The following is a 14,291-nucleotide window of genomic DNA, read 5'->3' as shown; positions in this document are numbered from 1 at the left end:
TGTTTCTACTCCCAGTGCGATATTCCCGCATTTATCTCATCCCAGCTAAACCCTCTGCGTGACAGCGCCGCCGCCGCCTTACGCCGCGTGTCCTCGTCGTTAACTTTACCGAGCTTGCTTCGCAAAATTTTCTGTATGGCGTCGTCCGGCTCAGGCAGCTGTGTTAACACATCCTCAATAATCTCCTCATCCACGCCGCGTTGCCGCAATTCCTGCCGAATGCGATACGACCCCTGGCCGCGCCCATGCCGCGTCTGTGCAAAAGACAAAGCATACTTAGCGTCGTCAACATACCCATAATCACGCAAATACGACAAGGTTGCATGAATGTCTGCCTCTTCATAGCCTTTTTCTTCCAGCTTGCTGCCCAGCTCATGCTCGGACAAAGCACGGCGACCAAGCATGGCGGCAGCAACTTCTTTGCACTTTTGCAAACTATCTGTCATAAACGATAAACATATTACTCATCGTCATCCGCTACAACAGCGATCGGCTTGCTCGCAGCAGCCGTTCCACTCGCTGCCGCAGGAGGTGTGGCTGCAGCAACCTGTGGCTTGGTATCCTTCACCGGTGCAAATTTCTTCTTGCCCTTGACAATCGACAAATTCAACTGACTCGCCTGCTCACGAATTTTGGCCTCCAAATCGGCGGCAATTTCGGGGTTGTCAAGCATATACCGTGTCGCGCTCTCACGACCTTGCCCCAATCGCGTATCGCCCATCGAGTACCATGATCCCGACTTCTGCACTAAGTCCAGCATTTGTCCCAAATCAACCAATTCGCCGGCACGCGAGATGCCCTGTCCAAAAATAATGTCAAAATCGCCCTCTTTGAACGGCGGCGCGATTTTATTCTTAACAACCTTAGCGCTCGTACGGTTGCCGATCGTGATATCCGATACTTTAATCGCTTCTTTTTTGCGCACGTCAATCCGCACGCTGGAGTAAAACTTCAACGCCCGCCCGCCCGTTGTAACCTCAGGTGACCCATAGACAACGCCGATTTTCTCACGCAATTGGTTGATAAAAATGACAACTGTATTCGTCCGTGCAATGCTGCCCGCCAGTTTCCGCAATGCTTGCGACATCAAGCGTGCGTGTAGACCAACAAAACTGTCACCCATATCGCCCTCAATCTCAGCACGCGGCACAAGCGCGGCAACACTGTCCACAACAACGACATCCAATGCTCCCGACCGCACCAGCGAGTCGGTAATTTCCAATGCCTGCTCGCCATTGTCGGGCTGCGCAACCAGCAAGTTCTCAATATCAACACCCAACGCTGCGGCATACTGCGGGTCAAGCGCGTGCTCAGCATCAATAAACGCCGCCTCACCGCCCATTTTCTGCGCCTGCGCGATGACGTGCAGCGTCAATGTCGTCTTGCCCGAAGACTCCGGTCCGTAAATCTCAACAATCCGGCCGCGTGGCAATCCGCCTACACCCAATGCCAAGTCGAGCGAAAGCGACCCCGTCGAAATGGCTTTGACATTTAGCCGCGCCTCCGACCCCAATCGCATAACAGCCCCCTCGCCGTAATCCTTTTTGATTTGCGCGAGCGCCGTATCCAATGCCTTTTTCTTGTCTGCTGACATAGTGTTATACCGTCCTTTTCTATTGTATTTTTCTCTTTCACATTTATGTAGGGACATTGCTCACAGCGTCCCGCCTACATACATTCTCGATGCAGAACATCTGATATGCATCCCTAATAATCATATCCGCAACGCAATCACTCGCTCAATCCCCTGCGTGTCTTTATGTGCCACTGCCTGCCAGCCCGGGAACAGCGCGATAATTTCCTCATGCTGCCCCAACCCGCATTCTAGCAACAGCATCCCGTACGGTGTCAGCAACTTAGCAGCATACGATGCCAGCGTGCGATAAAAGTCCAGCCCGTCACGCCCGCCGTCAAGCGCCAAGTGCGGCTCATAGTCGCGCACTGTTCTGTCGAGCTCCAGCAGGTCCTCGCGTGGTATGTACGGCGGATTGCATACCACCACATCATACAACCCCGGAGGACGCGATTGCAACATATCGTGCGGCAAAAGCGACACATTAACGCCCAATTTCTGCGCGTTCCGCAGAGCAACCCCCAGCGCCGCCGCCGAAATATCGCTCAATGTCAAATTGACAACCGAACATTTCATGGCAACTGTCAGCCCCACGCAGCCGCTACCGCAGCATAAATCCAACACTTTGGGCATATCTTTTCCGCTCGTCTCAACTGCCTCAATGGCTTGATTCGTCAGCACCTCTGTGTCAATCCGTGGCACCAACGTATCAGGCGTCACCTCAAACGTCAGCCCACAAAACTCCCACTGGCCCAAAATATATGCCAACGGCTCGCCTAACAACCGCCGCTTACACAGTTCCCGCGCACGGCGCACCTTTTCCGGCCAAACCTGCTCACGCGCCTCGACAACAAGTTCCTCTTTGGTCATACCAACCGCCAGTCCCAGCAATTCAGCAGCTTCCAACGCCGGATTGGCCGCCATTTCGCTCAACCGCTCGATCAACTCAATTTTTAACGTCGATATCGTCATAACTTAATATTCCTCAAGCCAAAATATGCAACTATTGTACCATATTCCTCAACACTTAGCAACCACTCACCGGTTGTAGCGTCATGTTCCTATCATATCTTACGGTGTCGCCTATTTGGTAGCTCTATTTTCTTACCAAGCATCTATCCCCTTCTCTTGCGGCACCACCTTTTGCATCGCCGCAATCGCCACTTCGATCATGCCATCGTCTGGCTCTTTCGTTGTTATCTTTTGAAACCACAGCCCCGGCGCGCGCAGCACACGGCTTAACCAATTGTCATTACGTCCCGCCCAACGGTTAAACTCAAATGCCAGCATCACCACAAACGGCAGCAATGCCAGTCGCAGGCCGATACGAATCAGCATATCCCCTGATTGCACCCAAAAGAACAGCAACATGCTGATAACAATCACATTCAATAGGAAACTCGTACCGCACCGCGGATGTAGCCGCGACAATTTACGAACATTCTCAACGGTCAACGTCTCGCCCGCCTCATATGTCGCAATGGTCATATGCTCAGCACCATGATAGGCAAAGGTACGGCGAATGTCTTTCATGAGCGACACCGACAACAAATACACCAAGAATACCAGTAAGCGAACAACGCCCTCAATAAATCCTCGCAGCAATGCGTTGCCGATCGGCAGCAACCCCACCAAAAACGTCGGCAAAATGGTAAACAACCCCACCGCCAACACAATGCCTAGTACCATCGCCACCGCCGTCAACAGCCCTTGCAGGGCTTTATTTTCCTTCTTCGGCATGCTTGCCTCGTCTTTGCCTTCTTTTGCAAAGAGGATACCGTCCGCAGGCGGCGGATGATTTTCCCCCGACGTGCCGTGCTCCTCTACACCACCGGCCTTTTCGGCCTCCTCCTCGGCCGCAAAAATATCAGCCGAGAAGTTCAATGCCTTCATGCCCAACTTCATCGACGAACCAAATCCAAACAACCCACGCAAAAACGGCCACGCCATGATATGTTTTTTGGATCGCGATTTTTGTAGATCCCACTCTTTGCTATGCAACTCACCTTTCGAGTCGCGCACAACAACAGCCGCCTTTTCCGGCCCGCGCATCATAATGCCTTCCAACACGGCCTGCCCGCCGATGGATGTGCGAAATTTTTCTGTCATGTTTAGATTCTCCTAACATTCGTAAGGGACGCACCCCCGCGCATACCGCACTTATTTTAATTATACACCATCACCGTCTATTTGTCCATTCTTGCCATCGAAATTTTTCCGTGCCACACAAAAGAGACTCTCCCGGCCAAACCTGGAAGAGTCTCTTACCAAAACTGTCTTATTCCGCCGGAAACGGGTCGACAAATACCCGCGTCCCCAACTCATTGTCCAGCGTCAACAACATCGCTTCATTGTCGCCAATCAACTTCAGCTTGTCGATAATCTCCGACGCACTGGCCTCTTCTTCGACCTGTTCATTGACAAACCACATCATAAACTGATAACAAGCGTGGTCGGATTCCTGCATGGCAAGCGTCGCAATGGCATTAATCAGCCTCGTCACTTTCTGTTCATGCTCCAATGTACGATCAAAAATCTCACGGATATCAACAAATGCCGTCTGCGGCAAATCAATAGCCGCGAAATTTGGTGCTTCGCCGCGCTCCAAGATATATTGGTAAATATGCGTGCCATGCGCCATTTCTTCCTGTGCCTGAGCAAACAGCCAATTCGACGCACCTTTTAGGCCCATTTGGTCAGCTGCCGCCGACATCGCAAGATACAGGTAAGCCGAATAATACTCAGCATTGACCTGTTCACTCAGCGCTTTGCGTAATTTTTCACTTATCATATGTAGTCTCTTCCCTTTCAATGACAATGGTTATACTTCTGTTTTCCACATGCCATGGAGGTTGCAATAGGCGTAGACAGCCAGCGGCTTGTCGCCAACAAAAGCAAACTTTGCCGTCGGAACGCTGCCGATTTCAAGGCCTTTGCGCTGGCCACCCTTTTCTGTCTCAACATAAATAAACGAGATATGGTGCGCCGCTTCCATCGGGTGCGGCACACTGCCAACATCAACGGCAAGCGTATCACCATCCATCGTCAAAGCCGGCAAATGTTTTTCTTGGCTGGCTTCCACTGTATTGGGCACAAGCTCCGTCATGTCCGCACCGCAGCATACCAAAGGAATGCCGTGGTCTTCAATCAGCCCAATCAAATTTTGACAGGTCTCGCAGATGAAGAATGTCTGATTTTTGCGCATACTATTCGCCCCTTTCTTTCGTCGCCGTGATACTCGTCAATCACCTTACAGTATTACATTACACCCCCCTTGCCCTTTTGTCAACCCCTAAAATGATAATCTTTTTATTATCTACTCGATGTGCTCTGCATCGCACTTAAAGTCCCCCCTTAACACCACCCGCAACATGATATAATGGCTCTATCACCCCCCCAAAAAACAACCACACCATTTATCATACTCTTGCTGCTCAGCACATTTGCGCTGGTCGACTCAACGGCGGCAGCAACACCGATATCATCGAATTCCGAGCAAACAGCATCGACTCCAATTGAGTTTTGGACTTGGAATACGACAGGCCAGGTCATGAATAAACCGAACACCTATCTTTTAACTGGTCCAGCCACGACAACCATCTGATATGTCAGGATTTGACCAGGCACCCGGATCATTTGTTTACTTTACGATCAGCGGCTCAACACTCACCATTACTGCTCCTAACGACAAAACCAACGAACTCCAACGCATACGCGAACACGACCCGCCCAACGAGCTCCGCCGCTAATTTCACACATAAAAAAAACGGGGCATATACCCCGTTTTTTTTACTATCTATCCCTATGTGCCAACAACCTATCCCAAGCGTCCATATCCACATCGGCACTCCCGTCCGGCACATTGCCCAACCGCCACAACGAAAGCCCCGCCAACCCGAACATATCGGCCAGCCGCTGCCGTTGCATGGTCGACACGGCATCTTCAAAAAACATCACGTTTTCTAAGTCATTATAAGTCCACACTGCGCGAGGGTTTCCCGACGCACCATGAGTCACTGTGGCATGCGGCAGTCGCCGTTCAATGGCGTCGTTGGTCGGACGCAACGGAATGCGATTCTGCACCACGCCGTCCCGCATTTGCCACTGCACGCCGGTAAATGACATCGCCAGCCATACATTGGCCGGGTCAGTCCCCGTCTCGGAGTGCGTCGCGGCATAGATGGCGTAATAAACATCGGCAATCGGCGAGGGCGGCGTACGCGTAGCCACTTCGCCCAAGAGAAGCTCTTCTTCCGACAGCGATTTAGCGTAATAGTCATGTGCCATAACAATCAAGCCGTCGCTATGCTCGCCCAACACACGAAAATCAAAGGCATCAAAGAATGGCATTCCCCGCCCCACGGCCGGATGCACACAAATCAATAGCCCAAATCCCTCGGGCAGTCGCGTACGCAAATCAATAATAAACTGCGAGTACGCTTCACGTGTCTCGGCACCACGCATTTCCTCAAAGTCCATCGTAATGCCGTCAAAGAAAATCCGTTGTCCGCTGACAGGTGAAATAACGCCATTTTCCGCCGCATCGACTAAGTCGTTCAGCGCCGACTCTCGCATGGTAGGGTCACGCACAATGTACGCCGCTGTCGTCATGCCGCCGTGATGCGCCATATTGCCTGCCACCATCAGATAAACAGGCACATTGTTTGCTCGTGCGCGCTCCATTGGCAAGGCGTAACCTAACGGAATGCTGTATTCATTGTCATTTTGTACACTGAGGTTAAACACCGCCTCACCGTCAATAATATCAAAACGGCTCCAACCCATGCTGACGACGTCAAGCGCGTCAATCATATGAATTTGGTCAAATGACGCAATGGCGTAAAACGCCGTCAAGCTGCTGGCACGCCTATCTTTAACCTCACGCACACCGTTGACAAAATGGGTCGCCTGCGCACGAGTAATAGATGCATCGTTGTTAAGGTTATCATTATTTTCCGCAAACCAACCAAATGTGTATCCCACATGCCTGCCGCCCCAGGCATCGGTAATGGCGTGAATGTCGAATAAATCATTGGCATAGCCAAACAGTACATCAGCACGAACGATTTGTATGTCTTCGACATCTAAATGCTCCACCGGCAGCCCCGCCTCCTGCAACAACACGCGAAACGCCGCGCCATCAACAAATTCATGGTCTCTACGGTTATTATTGCTGTTTGATGGAGTGCAAGCCCCGAGCAACAGCAGAGCAGCAAAAACAATCGCTGCCATCCTGCATTTTACATTCTGCATTATCAATTATACCGCTCCCTGTGCTTGCATCGCTTCGGCAACACGCAGAAAGCCGGCAATGTTCGCGCCGGCGACTAGATTGCCCTCACAGCCGTAAGTTACCGAGGCCTCAAAGGCGCGCTTATAAATGTCTTTCATGATAGCTTTAAGTCTAGTATCGACTTCTTCAAACGTCCACGACAGCCGCATACTGTTTTGCGACATTTCAAGTCCAGAAGTCGCCACACCTCCGGCATTTGCCGCTTTAGCGGGGCCAAAAGCAACATGATTATTTAAGAAATGCGTCACAGCTTCGGGCGTACACGGCATATTCGCGCCCTCGGCCACAAGGATGCAGCCGTTTGCCACAAGGGTTTTGGCATCATCGCCGTCGAGTTCATTTTGTGTGGCACAAGGCAATGCAATATCACAAGGTACAGTCCACACCGTTCCGTGACCGCGCGGCGTAAATGCCACACCTTTTTCCCGCTCGGCATAGACGTAAATGCGCGCGCCTTCGACTTCTTTGATTTGGCGCATTAGGTCCAAGTCTATGCCATTCGGGACATGGATAAAGCCGCTTGAGTCGCTCATCGATACCACAATCGCACCAAGCTCCATCGCCTTTTGCGCCGCAAAAATTGCCACATTACCGCTGCCGCTGATGGCAACTTTTTTATCCTTAAAACTGTCACCTTGTGCGGCAAGCATTTCGGCGACAAAGTAACACAGTCCATAACCTGTTGCCTCCGTGCGCGCCAAAGAGCCACCATAAGACAAGCCTTTGCCTGTCAACACGCCGGTAAACTCATTGCGTAAGCGTTTATACTGCCCAAACATGTAACCAACTTCGCGCGCGCCTACACCGATGTCTCCGGCGGGCACATCAGTATCAGCGCCGATGTGACGACTCAACTCAGTCATAAATGATTGGCAAAAGCGCATGATTTCACCATCGCTCTTGCCTTTGGGGTCGAAATCACTTCCACCTTTGCCGCCGCCGAGAGGCAGCCCGGTTAAGGCATTTTTGAAAATTTGCTCAAAGCCGAGGAACTTGATAACCGACGCCGTTACCGATGGGTGGAAGCGACAGCCACCCTTATAGGGGCCCAGCGCCGAGTTGAACTGAACGCGAAAGCCGCGGTTGACTTGTATTTTATTCTTATCATCCAGCCAACTGACACGGAATGACACCAGGCGCTCCGGCTCAACAATTTGGTCAAGCACTCCCGATTCGGCAAGCTCCGGATTCTTTTCCAACACCGGCTCGAAAGATTCCAATACTTCGGCGACGGCTTGCATAAACTCCGGCTCGCCAAGGTTTCGTTGTTCCACTTGTTTGTAAAGATATTGTAGTTTGTCGTTTTTCAACATGAGGATTCTCCTTTGCGCATTTTATGGGTTTTATTGTATGTGAAATTTGGATGTTTGTCAAGGAGAAGAACATATGGCCTTGCAGGATGTAATGTGTGAAAACACAAAAAGCAGGCTACGCCTGCTTTTTGTGTTTTGCGGACGAACACTGTTTTCCTTATGATACTTCTACATAGTGCGTCACTGCGCCCCAGCTGTTTGCCAGCATGACGTATTCTATTGTTACTGTTTGCGCCGCCAGAGGCGGCACAGCAAAGGTATGCGCCAACGCCGTTTCGCCGGCATGAGAATACTTCACGCCGTTGACGACAGGAATCCATACATCCTTGTTGTCGACGTAGCGGTCGCGGTACTCAGACCTTGCTTGCTCAATACTATCCAGCATGAACGGGTGGGTTAACAGATAGGTCTTGATAATATTGTCATTAGCATCACGCACCAACACACACCCGATACCGCGGCCTGAGCTCTGCTGATAAATCTTGACTTCGCGCGGGCTGTTGCTTGCGTTTTCGATGGTGTAGCTGTCGCGCATGGCAACCATCCAGTTGCATATGTTAGCGCCATGCCCCGCACCATCAGCATGGAAGCGGTCGATGCGGCGTGTGACACCTTGCTCATCAACACAAGTAAAGCCGATGATGTCGCTGCCCACCGCGCCGGGGTAGTTCTGCGGATTGAGGTTGGTTGTCCACTCAGCAGCATGTTCAATACGCTCAATGCGATTGTCGTATTTCGCATATGGCACAACATTTTTGTCCATGGCATACTCTGACACATAGCTGACCGGCAAACGGCCGGGCGGTGTAGCGTCGCCGATGCGCCATATCACAGCATTTTCGACGACAGCCAACCCATCACTTACGCCACCGTATTGTTCGGCGTGCGGGAATAGGTGCCCGCCGAGCAAGTCTTCACGCAGCGTATAGCCTTGCGGGTGTGGATCGTCGATGGCCGTTGGGTCGCTGTACACCAGCATGCTGCCTGTAATATTTTCACCGTCAATGCAGAAGTCGGCAACGCCGTTGACAGCTTGTAAATCGGCCTTGATGCCCACTTGTTGGTCGGCTGTACCGCCGACGTTGTAGTTGTTATAAGCGTCAGCACTCGTGCCGCCAATGACGTAGAAATGTTTGCCGGGCGGCAGGATGTAGGTCTCGGGGGTGAATGGCTTAGGAGCGTAGTCGACTAACCCGTTCAGTTCCCAGTGCCAGTTGACGTTGCCAACAGCGTCGAAATGGTCAACGGGGAGGGGGAACTTTTGTTGGTAATAGTCGGTGTAAGCCATTGTGCCACACCAATCACCAGAGGATTGGTAGCCAACGCGGCGCACTGTAATTGTTGCATCACGCTGTCCATTGTTTTTTAAGCGCAGGCCGAAATAAACGGGGATGCCGGTATGGTTGCTATGCTCAAAAATAGCGTGCCAGTTGCCTTGCATATTGTCGGCTTGCATGAGGCAAACACCTTCTTTTTGCCGCTTTTCATCCCGCTTTTGCGGCATTTCATCGCCATCAACCTCTGCTTTATCGGCTAAATCCCGCAAAATAACCTGTTCGGGGTTGTTGGAGTAGAATGTTTTGCCGCCTTGCTTTTGCTTGTAATGTACAGGCGCAGGGCGGAGCGGATTGCCTGTGTCGTGTTCGACAACTCTTTTTGTCATAAGAAAATACCGCCGTTTGCAATCATAGTGTCGCGGATGGTTGTGCCATCGATATCACAGACGTCTGTGCCATCCTTGACAGACGTGGCAGCAGCGATGCCGGCGGCTTCGCCCATGGCACGACAAGTCAGTTGGATACGCAATGCCGATTGCGCTAAGAAATCTGCCGACAGACAACGTCCCGCTACCAGCAAATTATCGTACTCAACAGGCAACATGCAACGGTACGGCACTTCCATAAACTCACCATCGGGCATGCCGCGCAGCAGTACGCCGTCATCCCAGCCGTGTATGTCGATGGGATAGGCCGTTTGCGCGATGGCGTCGTCGAACTTGCGGCAGTTTTTGTAGTCGTCGGCCGTCACGACATAACGCCCGACGATGCGGCGCGACTCGCGAATGCCGGGCATGGGCGCGGTGGAGAGGATAAAGGCATTTTCAAAGCCTTTCACATACTTGTTAAAAAAAGCCAGCAGCCGCTTCGCTGATGCGCGGCAGCGCATGATGACTTGCGACACACATTCGGCGTCATTGGCTTGATACAGTTGATACGCCTCGGGGCAGTTGAAAGCCAATACACCCTCCATGCCGGGCTGCCAAAAGGCCTGTATATAGGTTACGTCGGCAACTTCTATCACGCCATCATCGACACCTTTTTTGAGCAATGAGGTAAAACCGTGTCCCTCTTTGAGCCACTTCCACAACGACGCGAGATACAACCTGTCGGCCGCCACGCTCATGCCGGGCGCAACCTCTTCGAAGAAAGCATGTGCTACCGCGAAATTGATGCCGCCCATCATGAAGCGCAGTGACATCTGTTGGTTTTTTCCATTTTCGCCGGCTTCGCACGCCACGCCGGCATCGTTGGCCAGCACGGCATCGCCCGAGGCATCGATAAAGACATTGGCCTCGTAGCGCACCAGTCCATCACGACTGTGTACAATAACGGCCTTTATTTTCTTATCAGCCGTTTCGACAGCGATGTATTGCGCGTTATAGAGCAGTTTGCAATTGGCCTCGACGGCCATTTCTTCCAGCGCAAACTTCATCATTTCAAGGTTGAAATACCCGTCGTTTGTGCCGAAGCCGTTGCAATAGCCATCCGCTTTGAGACGTTTGGTCAGCTCTTTGCTAAGTCCCGACTGATCGATATTGTCAACCAAATGGTTGGCCATCAGCGGTGTGACCTGTGCCATGGTGGCACTGCCGCCGAGGGCACTTTCGCGCTCAATAATCAGCGCATCAGCACCTTGACGCGCCGCCGCAATGCCGGCCAGCGCGCCGGCCGTGCCGCCGCCGATGACAATGACGTCGTGTTTGCGGGTGGCTTTGATGTTGAGTGTGTTCATTTGTTTACCTCTTGTTGTTTTTGAGAAATTGGGCGTAGTTACGTCCTACGGCTTATTGTATGAATGCCTCTTTTTTTCTTGCCGGGCGGAAGTTACTTTGTATTTACAAAATAACCAAAGGATGGTGCCCTTCAGAACACTCCGCAAAGTTTGTGGGATGCAGAAGGCTTGACGCCGCCGCAACACGCGCATGGCATACGTTGTTGACTTTGGCGCCAAAGTCTATATGGAGCAATGCAGGAGGAAGGCGCCCTTTTCTATATATTTTTTAGTAAAAGGGGCGGCTGATGCCGCCCCTATATGCTGAAATTATGTTTGTCACGCCTTATATTCTCTATTTGAGAGTTTGGCCGCTCTTATTTCTTGTCGCCGCCTTTTTTCTTGGATAGGAGTAAGAAGACTACGACGCCGACCACGAGCACGCCTGCGGCGATGACAATGATAATCCATGTGTCAATACCATCGCTGTCGTTGTCATCACCGGGTTCGGGACTTGGCTCGGGAGTTTCTACCGGAGTGGGTTCAACGTCCTCAGTTGGGGTTCCCGTTTCATCGGTTGGTTCCGGCGTATTATTAACCGGAGGAGTCAAGTCACCCCAATCTTCATACACAGCTGTGGGTACGGTAATGCGGAAATCGCGCACGATTACATCGCCGCCAACAGGCCAGAATTGAATGCCGGCAAACATAAAGGTATCTTCCGGGAATTCAAGCCAATGGAAAAGGAAATCATCTTCACCGCCATCGGGGTCAGCGGTAACAGAAAAACGGCTGTCAAGAAATTGACGCATGGTTCTTGTGCCAATGTAATGGTGCGCCAAGAGGTCGCCTACGTGAGTCAAATAATCCTCAAAGTTGCCAAAATCATCATCTAAATCAACAAATGCGCCGACCACACGGATGGCATTTGCTGAATCGGTGTCCCAGTCAAAAATTTGAATCGCGGTGTTGTTCATGACTTCAATGTCGAAATGTACAATGATATCTTCCCAGTTTTCGATGGGCCAGTTCATTGCTTCGGCCGCATCGTCGCCAAATGCCAGTGTTGCGTTCGGCCAACCGGAGTTGCCTACGTTGCTAAAAGTGTAAACGCCACCTTCGTTGGTGACTTCAATTCTGCCGCCGCCGGCTGTCGCAGTATCGTCATCGGTTGCTTGGTAGAGTTCCCAGTCATCGGCTGACCAGTCCATAAGATCAAACAGAACAACATAATCTCCATTTTCGTCAGCTGCTGCGGGCATGACAATCATAGCCATGCAGAACACGACGGCTAAGGTAAGTACAAGGGCTTTGCGCAGATTTTTCATAGGGGGATCCTCCTAGATTTAATTGGTTTGCGCAGGGGCGGTTAATGCCGCCCCTGCATGATTAAAATTTTACTTGCGCTTTTTGCCAATCAGCAAGCCTGTGCCTGCAAGGCCGGCCAAGCCGGTCATAACGATCATGGCAACGCCGGCATCGGCTGTTGGAGGGTTGGGGCCGGGTGTGCCGGTCGGTGCTGCAGTGGGTGATGCTGTTGCGTCGGGGGCCGGCGTTGGAGTAGCGGTGCTGGGCGGTGCGGTGCCGTCTTCGCCGGGTTGGTTGTCTGAGCCGGCCGGGCCGATGCGGAGTTCACGGACGGTTATCTCAGTGCCGTTTGGGCCAACAGCGTGAATGCGAATGCCCGCGAGTTCAAGCGTGTCGCCGGTAAACGCGTTGGTTTGGATGGTGTGTTCAGTACCAACAGTTTCAATTCTTGTTACATTGTCCAAGGCCCACGCCAAACTTACATAGCCTTCGTATGTACCCGCTTTAATATCACCGACATTTGAGCGCTCAGCATCGTTGGGAACGATTGAGCGATTCATCGCCAACGATGACGCATCACCGCCAACTTCACCGTGGAAGAACGAGATGGCTGTTTCTGCGTTAGCAGGAACTGTAATATTGAAGAATAAGTACAGATTTCCCCATTCGGCTCGAGGAATCGAAATGATGTCATCTAACTCGTAGGTCGAACTCGGCCAACCGCCGTCTGCATTGGTGATCACAAGCGCGCCACCTGTGATGGCAGCTGTGGTGGTGCCACCATTACCTGCTCCAGGAAGAGAGCTTTCCCAACCAGCGACAGGCAGGGTTAACACATTGATTACGTTGTCCGTGTTTGCGCTTGCGGGGATTACCAGTGCCGTTGCCAGCATAAGAATCATGCCGACTGCCAAAATTCTGCGTAGTTTCATGTGGGGATCCTCCTCATTTTTTAATTGATTGTATGTAGGGACGGCGTTGGGCCGCCCCTAATAATGCGTCTTACTTTTTCTTTTTGCCAATCAACAGACCTGCGCCCGCCAAGCCTGCCAAACCAGCCATAACCGTCATGGTAATGCCGGGGTCAGCTGTCGGAGGGTTAGGACCGGGTGTGCCGGTCGGAGCAGGAGTGCCGGTGGCTGCGCCGGGGGTTGGGGTTGCCGTGCTAGGCGGCGGCGTGCTGCCTGTTTCGCCGGCAGCAAGAGGCGCGATACGGAACTCGCGGACGATTACATTGCCGTTAACGGCGGTAACGCGCAGACCGCCAAAGTCGAATGACGCTCCCTCAAACGGTGTATCAACGGTGTGAATCTCAGGTTCATTTTCGACAAAGTATCTGCTCGCCAGTGCTGTCGCCAAGCTGACTCGGCCGGTGTAAGTTCTTGCCGTAAGGTCAAAACTGCCCGGGTCTCTTTGGCTATCGTTCGGCTCGAAAATGCGGGTGATTCTTATGGTGTCGGCATCGCGCCCTTCACCAATGAGAAGTTCAAATGCCGCACCGGCTACGACTTCTACGTTGAAGTGGATATACAAATCTTCCCATTCATCTTGCGGAATGTCAACACGGTCGCCGGCGGCAAGACGGTATACCGCACTCGGCCAACCGCCACCTTGGTTGGTAAACGTCATTACACCGTCTGCGATGGTTGGCGTAGCAATGGTACCGTTGCCTGCCGCGGTAAGTTCCCAATTTGCAGGTACAGTGTCCATGATGTTGAAGACTGCGGCAGGTGCTGCACTTGCGGCCGGCACCAAGAACGCCATTGCCAACATAGCAACGATGCCAAGTGCCAAAATTCTGCGTAGTTTCATG

14 protein-coding genes are annotated in these 14,291 nt (G+C 52.0%); 1 reads left to right on the top strand and 13 read right to left on the bottom strand.

Features of this window, described 5'->3' with window-relative positions; translation table 11 throughout:
* Positions 1 to 5: 5 nt before the first annotated feature.
* The 6 genes from FWE06_02175 to FWE06_02150 form a co-directional block, all read right to left on the bottom strand.
* A complete protein-coding gene (locus FWE06_02175; GenBank protein MCL2545989.1) occupies positions 6 to 446 on the bottom strand; it encodes a recombination regulator RecX in 441 nt (146 codons plus the stop codon).
* Positions 447 to 460: 14 nt separating this feature from the next.
* Positions 461 to 1,594 (bottom strand): recombinase RecA, encoded by a 1,134-nt coding sequence (gene recA, locus FWE06_02170; protein MCL2545988.1) that lies wholly within the window; start codon positions 1,592 to 1,594, stop codon positions 461 to 463.
* A gap of 120 nt (positions 1,595 to 1,714) precedes the next feature.
* Positions 1,715 to 2,545 (bottom strand): peptide chain release factor N(5)-glutamine methyltransferase, encoded by an 831-nt coding sequence (gene prmC, locus FWE06_02165; GenBank protein MCL2545987.1) that lies wholly within the window; start codon positions 2,543 to 2,545, stop codon positions 1,715 to 1,717.
* A 132-nt stretch (positions 2,546 to 2,677) separates the two neighbouring features.
* A complete protein-coding gene (locus FWE06_02160; protein ID MCL2545986.1) occupies positions 2,678 to 3,682 on the bottom strand; it encodes a DUF1385 domain-containing protein in 1,005 nt (334 codons plus the stop codon).
* Between the two features lie 169 nt (positions 3,683 to 3,851).
* Positions 3,852 to 4,364, bottom strand: coding sequence for a ferritin (locus tag FWE06_02155; protein ID MCL2545985.1), 513 nt, complete (start codon positions 4,362 to 4,364; stop codon positions 3,852 to 3,854).
* Positions 4,365 to 4,394: 30 nt separating this feature from the next.
* Positions 4,395 to 4,778, bottom strand: a complete 384-nt coding sequence (locus tag FWE06_02150; GenBank protein MCL2545984.1) for a desulfoferrodoxin — start codon at positions 4,776 to 4,778, stop codon at positions 4,395 to 4,397.
* Between the two features lie 400 nt (positions 4,779 to 5,178).
* Between FWE06_02150 and FWE06_02145 the strand changes: the two genes are divergently transcribed.
* Positions 5,179 to 5,322, top strand: coding sequence for a hypothetical protein (locus FWE06_02145; GenBank protein ID MCL2545983.1), 144 nt, complete (start codon positions 5,179 to 5,181; stop codon positions 5,320 to 5,322).
* 43 nt (positions 5,323 to 5,365) lie between these two features.
* Here FWE06_02145 and FWE06_02140 read toward each other — a convergent pair whose 3' ends face one another.
* The 7 genes from FWE06_02140 to FWE06_02110 form a co-directional block, all read right to left on the bottom strand.
* Positions 5,366 to 6,826, bottom strand: a complete 1,461-nt coding sequence (locus tag FWE06_02140; protein ID MCL2545982.1) for a glycosyl hydrolase family 18 protein — start codon at positions 6,824 to 6,826, stop codon at positions 5,366 to 5,368.
* Between the two features lie 6 nt (positions 6,827 to 6,832).
* Complete coding sequence (gene gdhA, locus FWE06_02135; GenBank protein ID MCL2545981.1) at positions 6,833 to 8,179, bottom strand: NADP-specific glutamate dehydrogenase; 1,347 nt, start codon at positions 8,177 to 8,179, stop codon at positions 6,833 to 6,835.
* A 157-nt stretch (positions 8,180 to 8,336) separates the two neighbouring features.
* Positions 8,337 to 9,842 (bottom strand): hypothetical protein, encoded by a 1,506-nt coding sequence (locus tag FWE06_02130; GenBank protein ID MCL2545980.1) that lies wholly within the window; start codon positions 9,840 to 9,842, stop codon positions 8,337 to 8,339.
* Complete coding sequence (locus FWE06_02125) at positions 9,839 to 11,191, bottom strand: FAD-dependent oxidoreductase (GenBank protein MCL2545979.1); 1,353 nt, start codon at positions 11,189 to 11,191, stop codon at positions 9,839 to 9,841. Before FWE06_02125 ends, FWE06_02130 begins: the two co-directional genes overlap by 4 nt.
* A gap of 356 nt (positions 11,192 to 11,547) precedes the next feature.
* Positions 11,548 to 12,498: a hypothetical protein gene (locus FWE06_02120; protein ID MCL2545978.1), complete on the bottom strand. Its 951-nt coding sequence runs from the start codon at positions 12,496 to 12,498 to the stop codon at positions 11,548 to 11,550.
* Between the two features lie 69 nt (positions 12,499 to 12,567).
* Positions 12,568 to 13,410, bottom strand: a complete 843-nt coding sequence (locus FWE06_02115; GenBank protein MCL2545977.1) for a hypothetical protein — start codon at positions 13,408 to 13,410, stop codon at positions 12,568 to 12,570.
* Positions 13,411 to 13,480: 70 nt separating this feature from the next.
* Positions 13,481 to 14,290: a hypothetical protein gene (locus tag FWE06_02110; protein ID MCL2545976.1), complete on the bottom strand. Its 810-nt coding sequence runs from the start codon at positions 14,288 to 14,290 to the stop codon at positions 13,481 to 13,483.
* Position 14,291 lies beyond the last annotated feature (1 nt).

It is taken from the genome of Oscillospiraceae bacterium (assembly GCA_009780275.1).
GTDB lineage: Bacteria > Bacillota > Clostridia > Oscillospirales > UBA929 > WRAI01.
The sequence above is the reverse complement of the archived record's forward strand: the minus strand, read 5'-3'. Positions and strand labels throughout refer to the sequence as shown.

Coding starts and splice junctions, on each gene's coding strand:
- FWE06_02175 (MCL2545989.1), bottom strand. CDS start 446: ATGACAGATAGTTTGCAAAAGTGCAAAGAAGTTGCTGCCGCCATGCTT.
- recA (MCL2545988.1), bottom strand. CDS start 1,594: ATGTCAGCAGACAAGAAAAAGGCATTGGATACGGCGCTCGCGCAAATC.
- prmC (MCL2545987.1), bottom strand. CDS start 2,545: ATGACGATATCGACGTTAAAAATTGAGTTGATCGAGCGGTTGAGCGAA.
- FWE06_02160 (MCL2545986.1), bottom strand. CDS start 3,682: ATGACAGAAAAATTTCGCACATCCATCGGCGGGCAGGCCGTGTTGGAA.
- FWE06_02155 (MCL2545985.1), bottom strand. CDS start 4,364: ATGATAAGTGAAAAATTACGCAAAGCGCTGAGTGAACAGGTCAATGCT.
- FWE06_02150 (MCL2545984.1), bottom strand. CDS start 4,778: ATGCGCAAAAATCAGACATTCTTCATCTGCGAGACCTGTCAAAATTTG.
- FWE06_02145 (MCL2545983.1), top strand. CDS start 5,179: ATGTCAGGATTTGACCAGGCACCCGGATCATTTGTTTACTTTACGATC.
- FWE06_02140 (MCL2545982.1), bottom strand. CDS start 6,826: ATGCAGAATGTAAAATGCAGGATGGCAGCGATTGTTTTTGCTGCTCTG.
- gdhA (MCL2545981.1), bottom strand. CDS start 8,179: ATGTTGAAAAACGACAAACTACAATATCTTTACAAACAAGTGGAACAA.
- FWE06_02130 (MCL2545980.1), bottom strand. CDS start 9,842: ATGACAAAAAGAGTTGTCGAACACGACACAGGCAATCCGCTCCGCCCT.
- FWE06_02125 (MCL2545979.1), bottom strand. CDS start 11,191: ATGAACACACTCAACATCAAAGCCACCCGCAAACACGACGTCATTGTC.
- FWE06_02120 (MCL2545978.1), bottom strand. CDS start 12,498: ATGAAAAATCTGCGCAAAGCCCTTGTACTTACCTTAGCCGTCGTGTTC.
- FWE06_02115 (MCL2545977.1), bottom strand. CDS start 13,410: ATGAAACTACGCAGAATTTTGGCAGTCGGCATGATTCTTATGCTGGCA.
- FWE06_02110 (MCL2545976.1), bottom strand. CDS start 14,290: ATGAAACTACGCAGAATTTTGGCACTTGGCATCGTTGCTATGTTGGCA.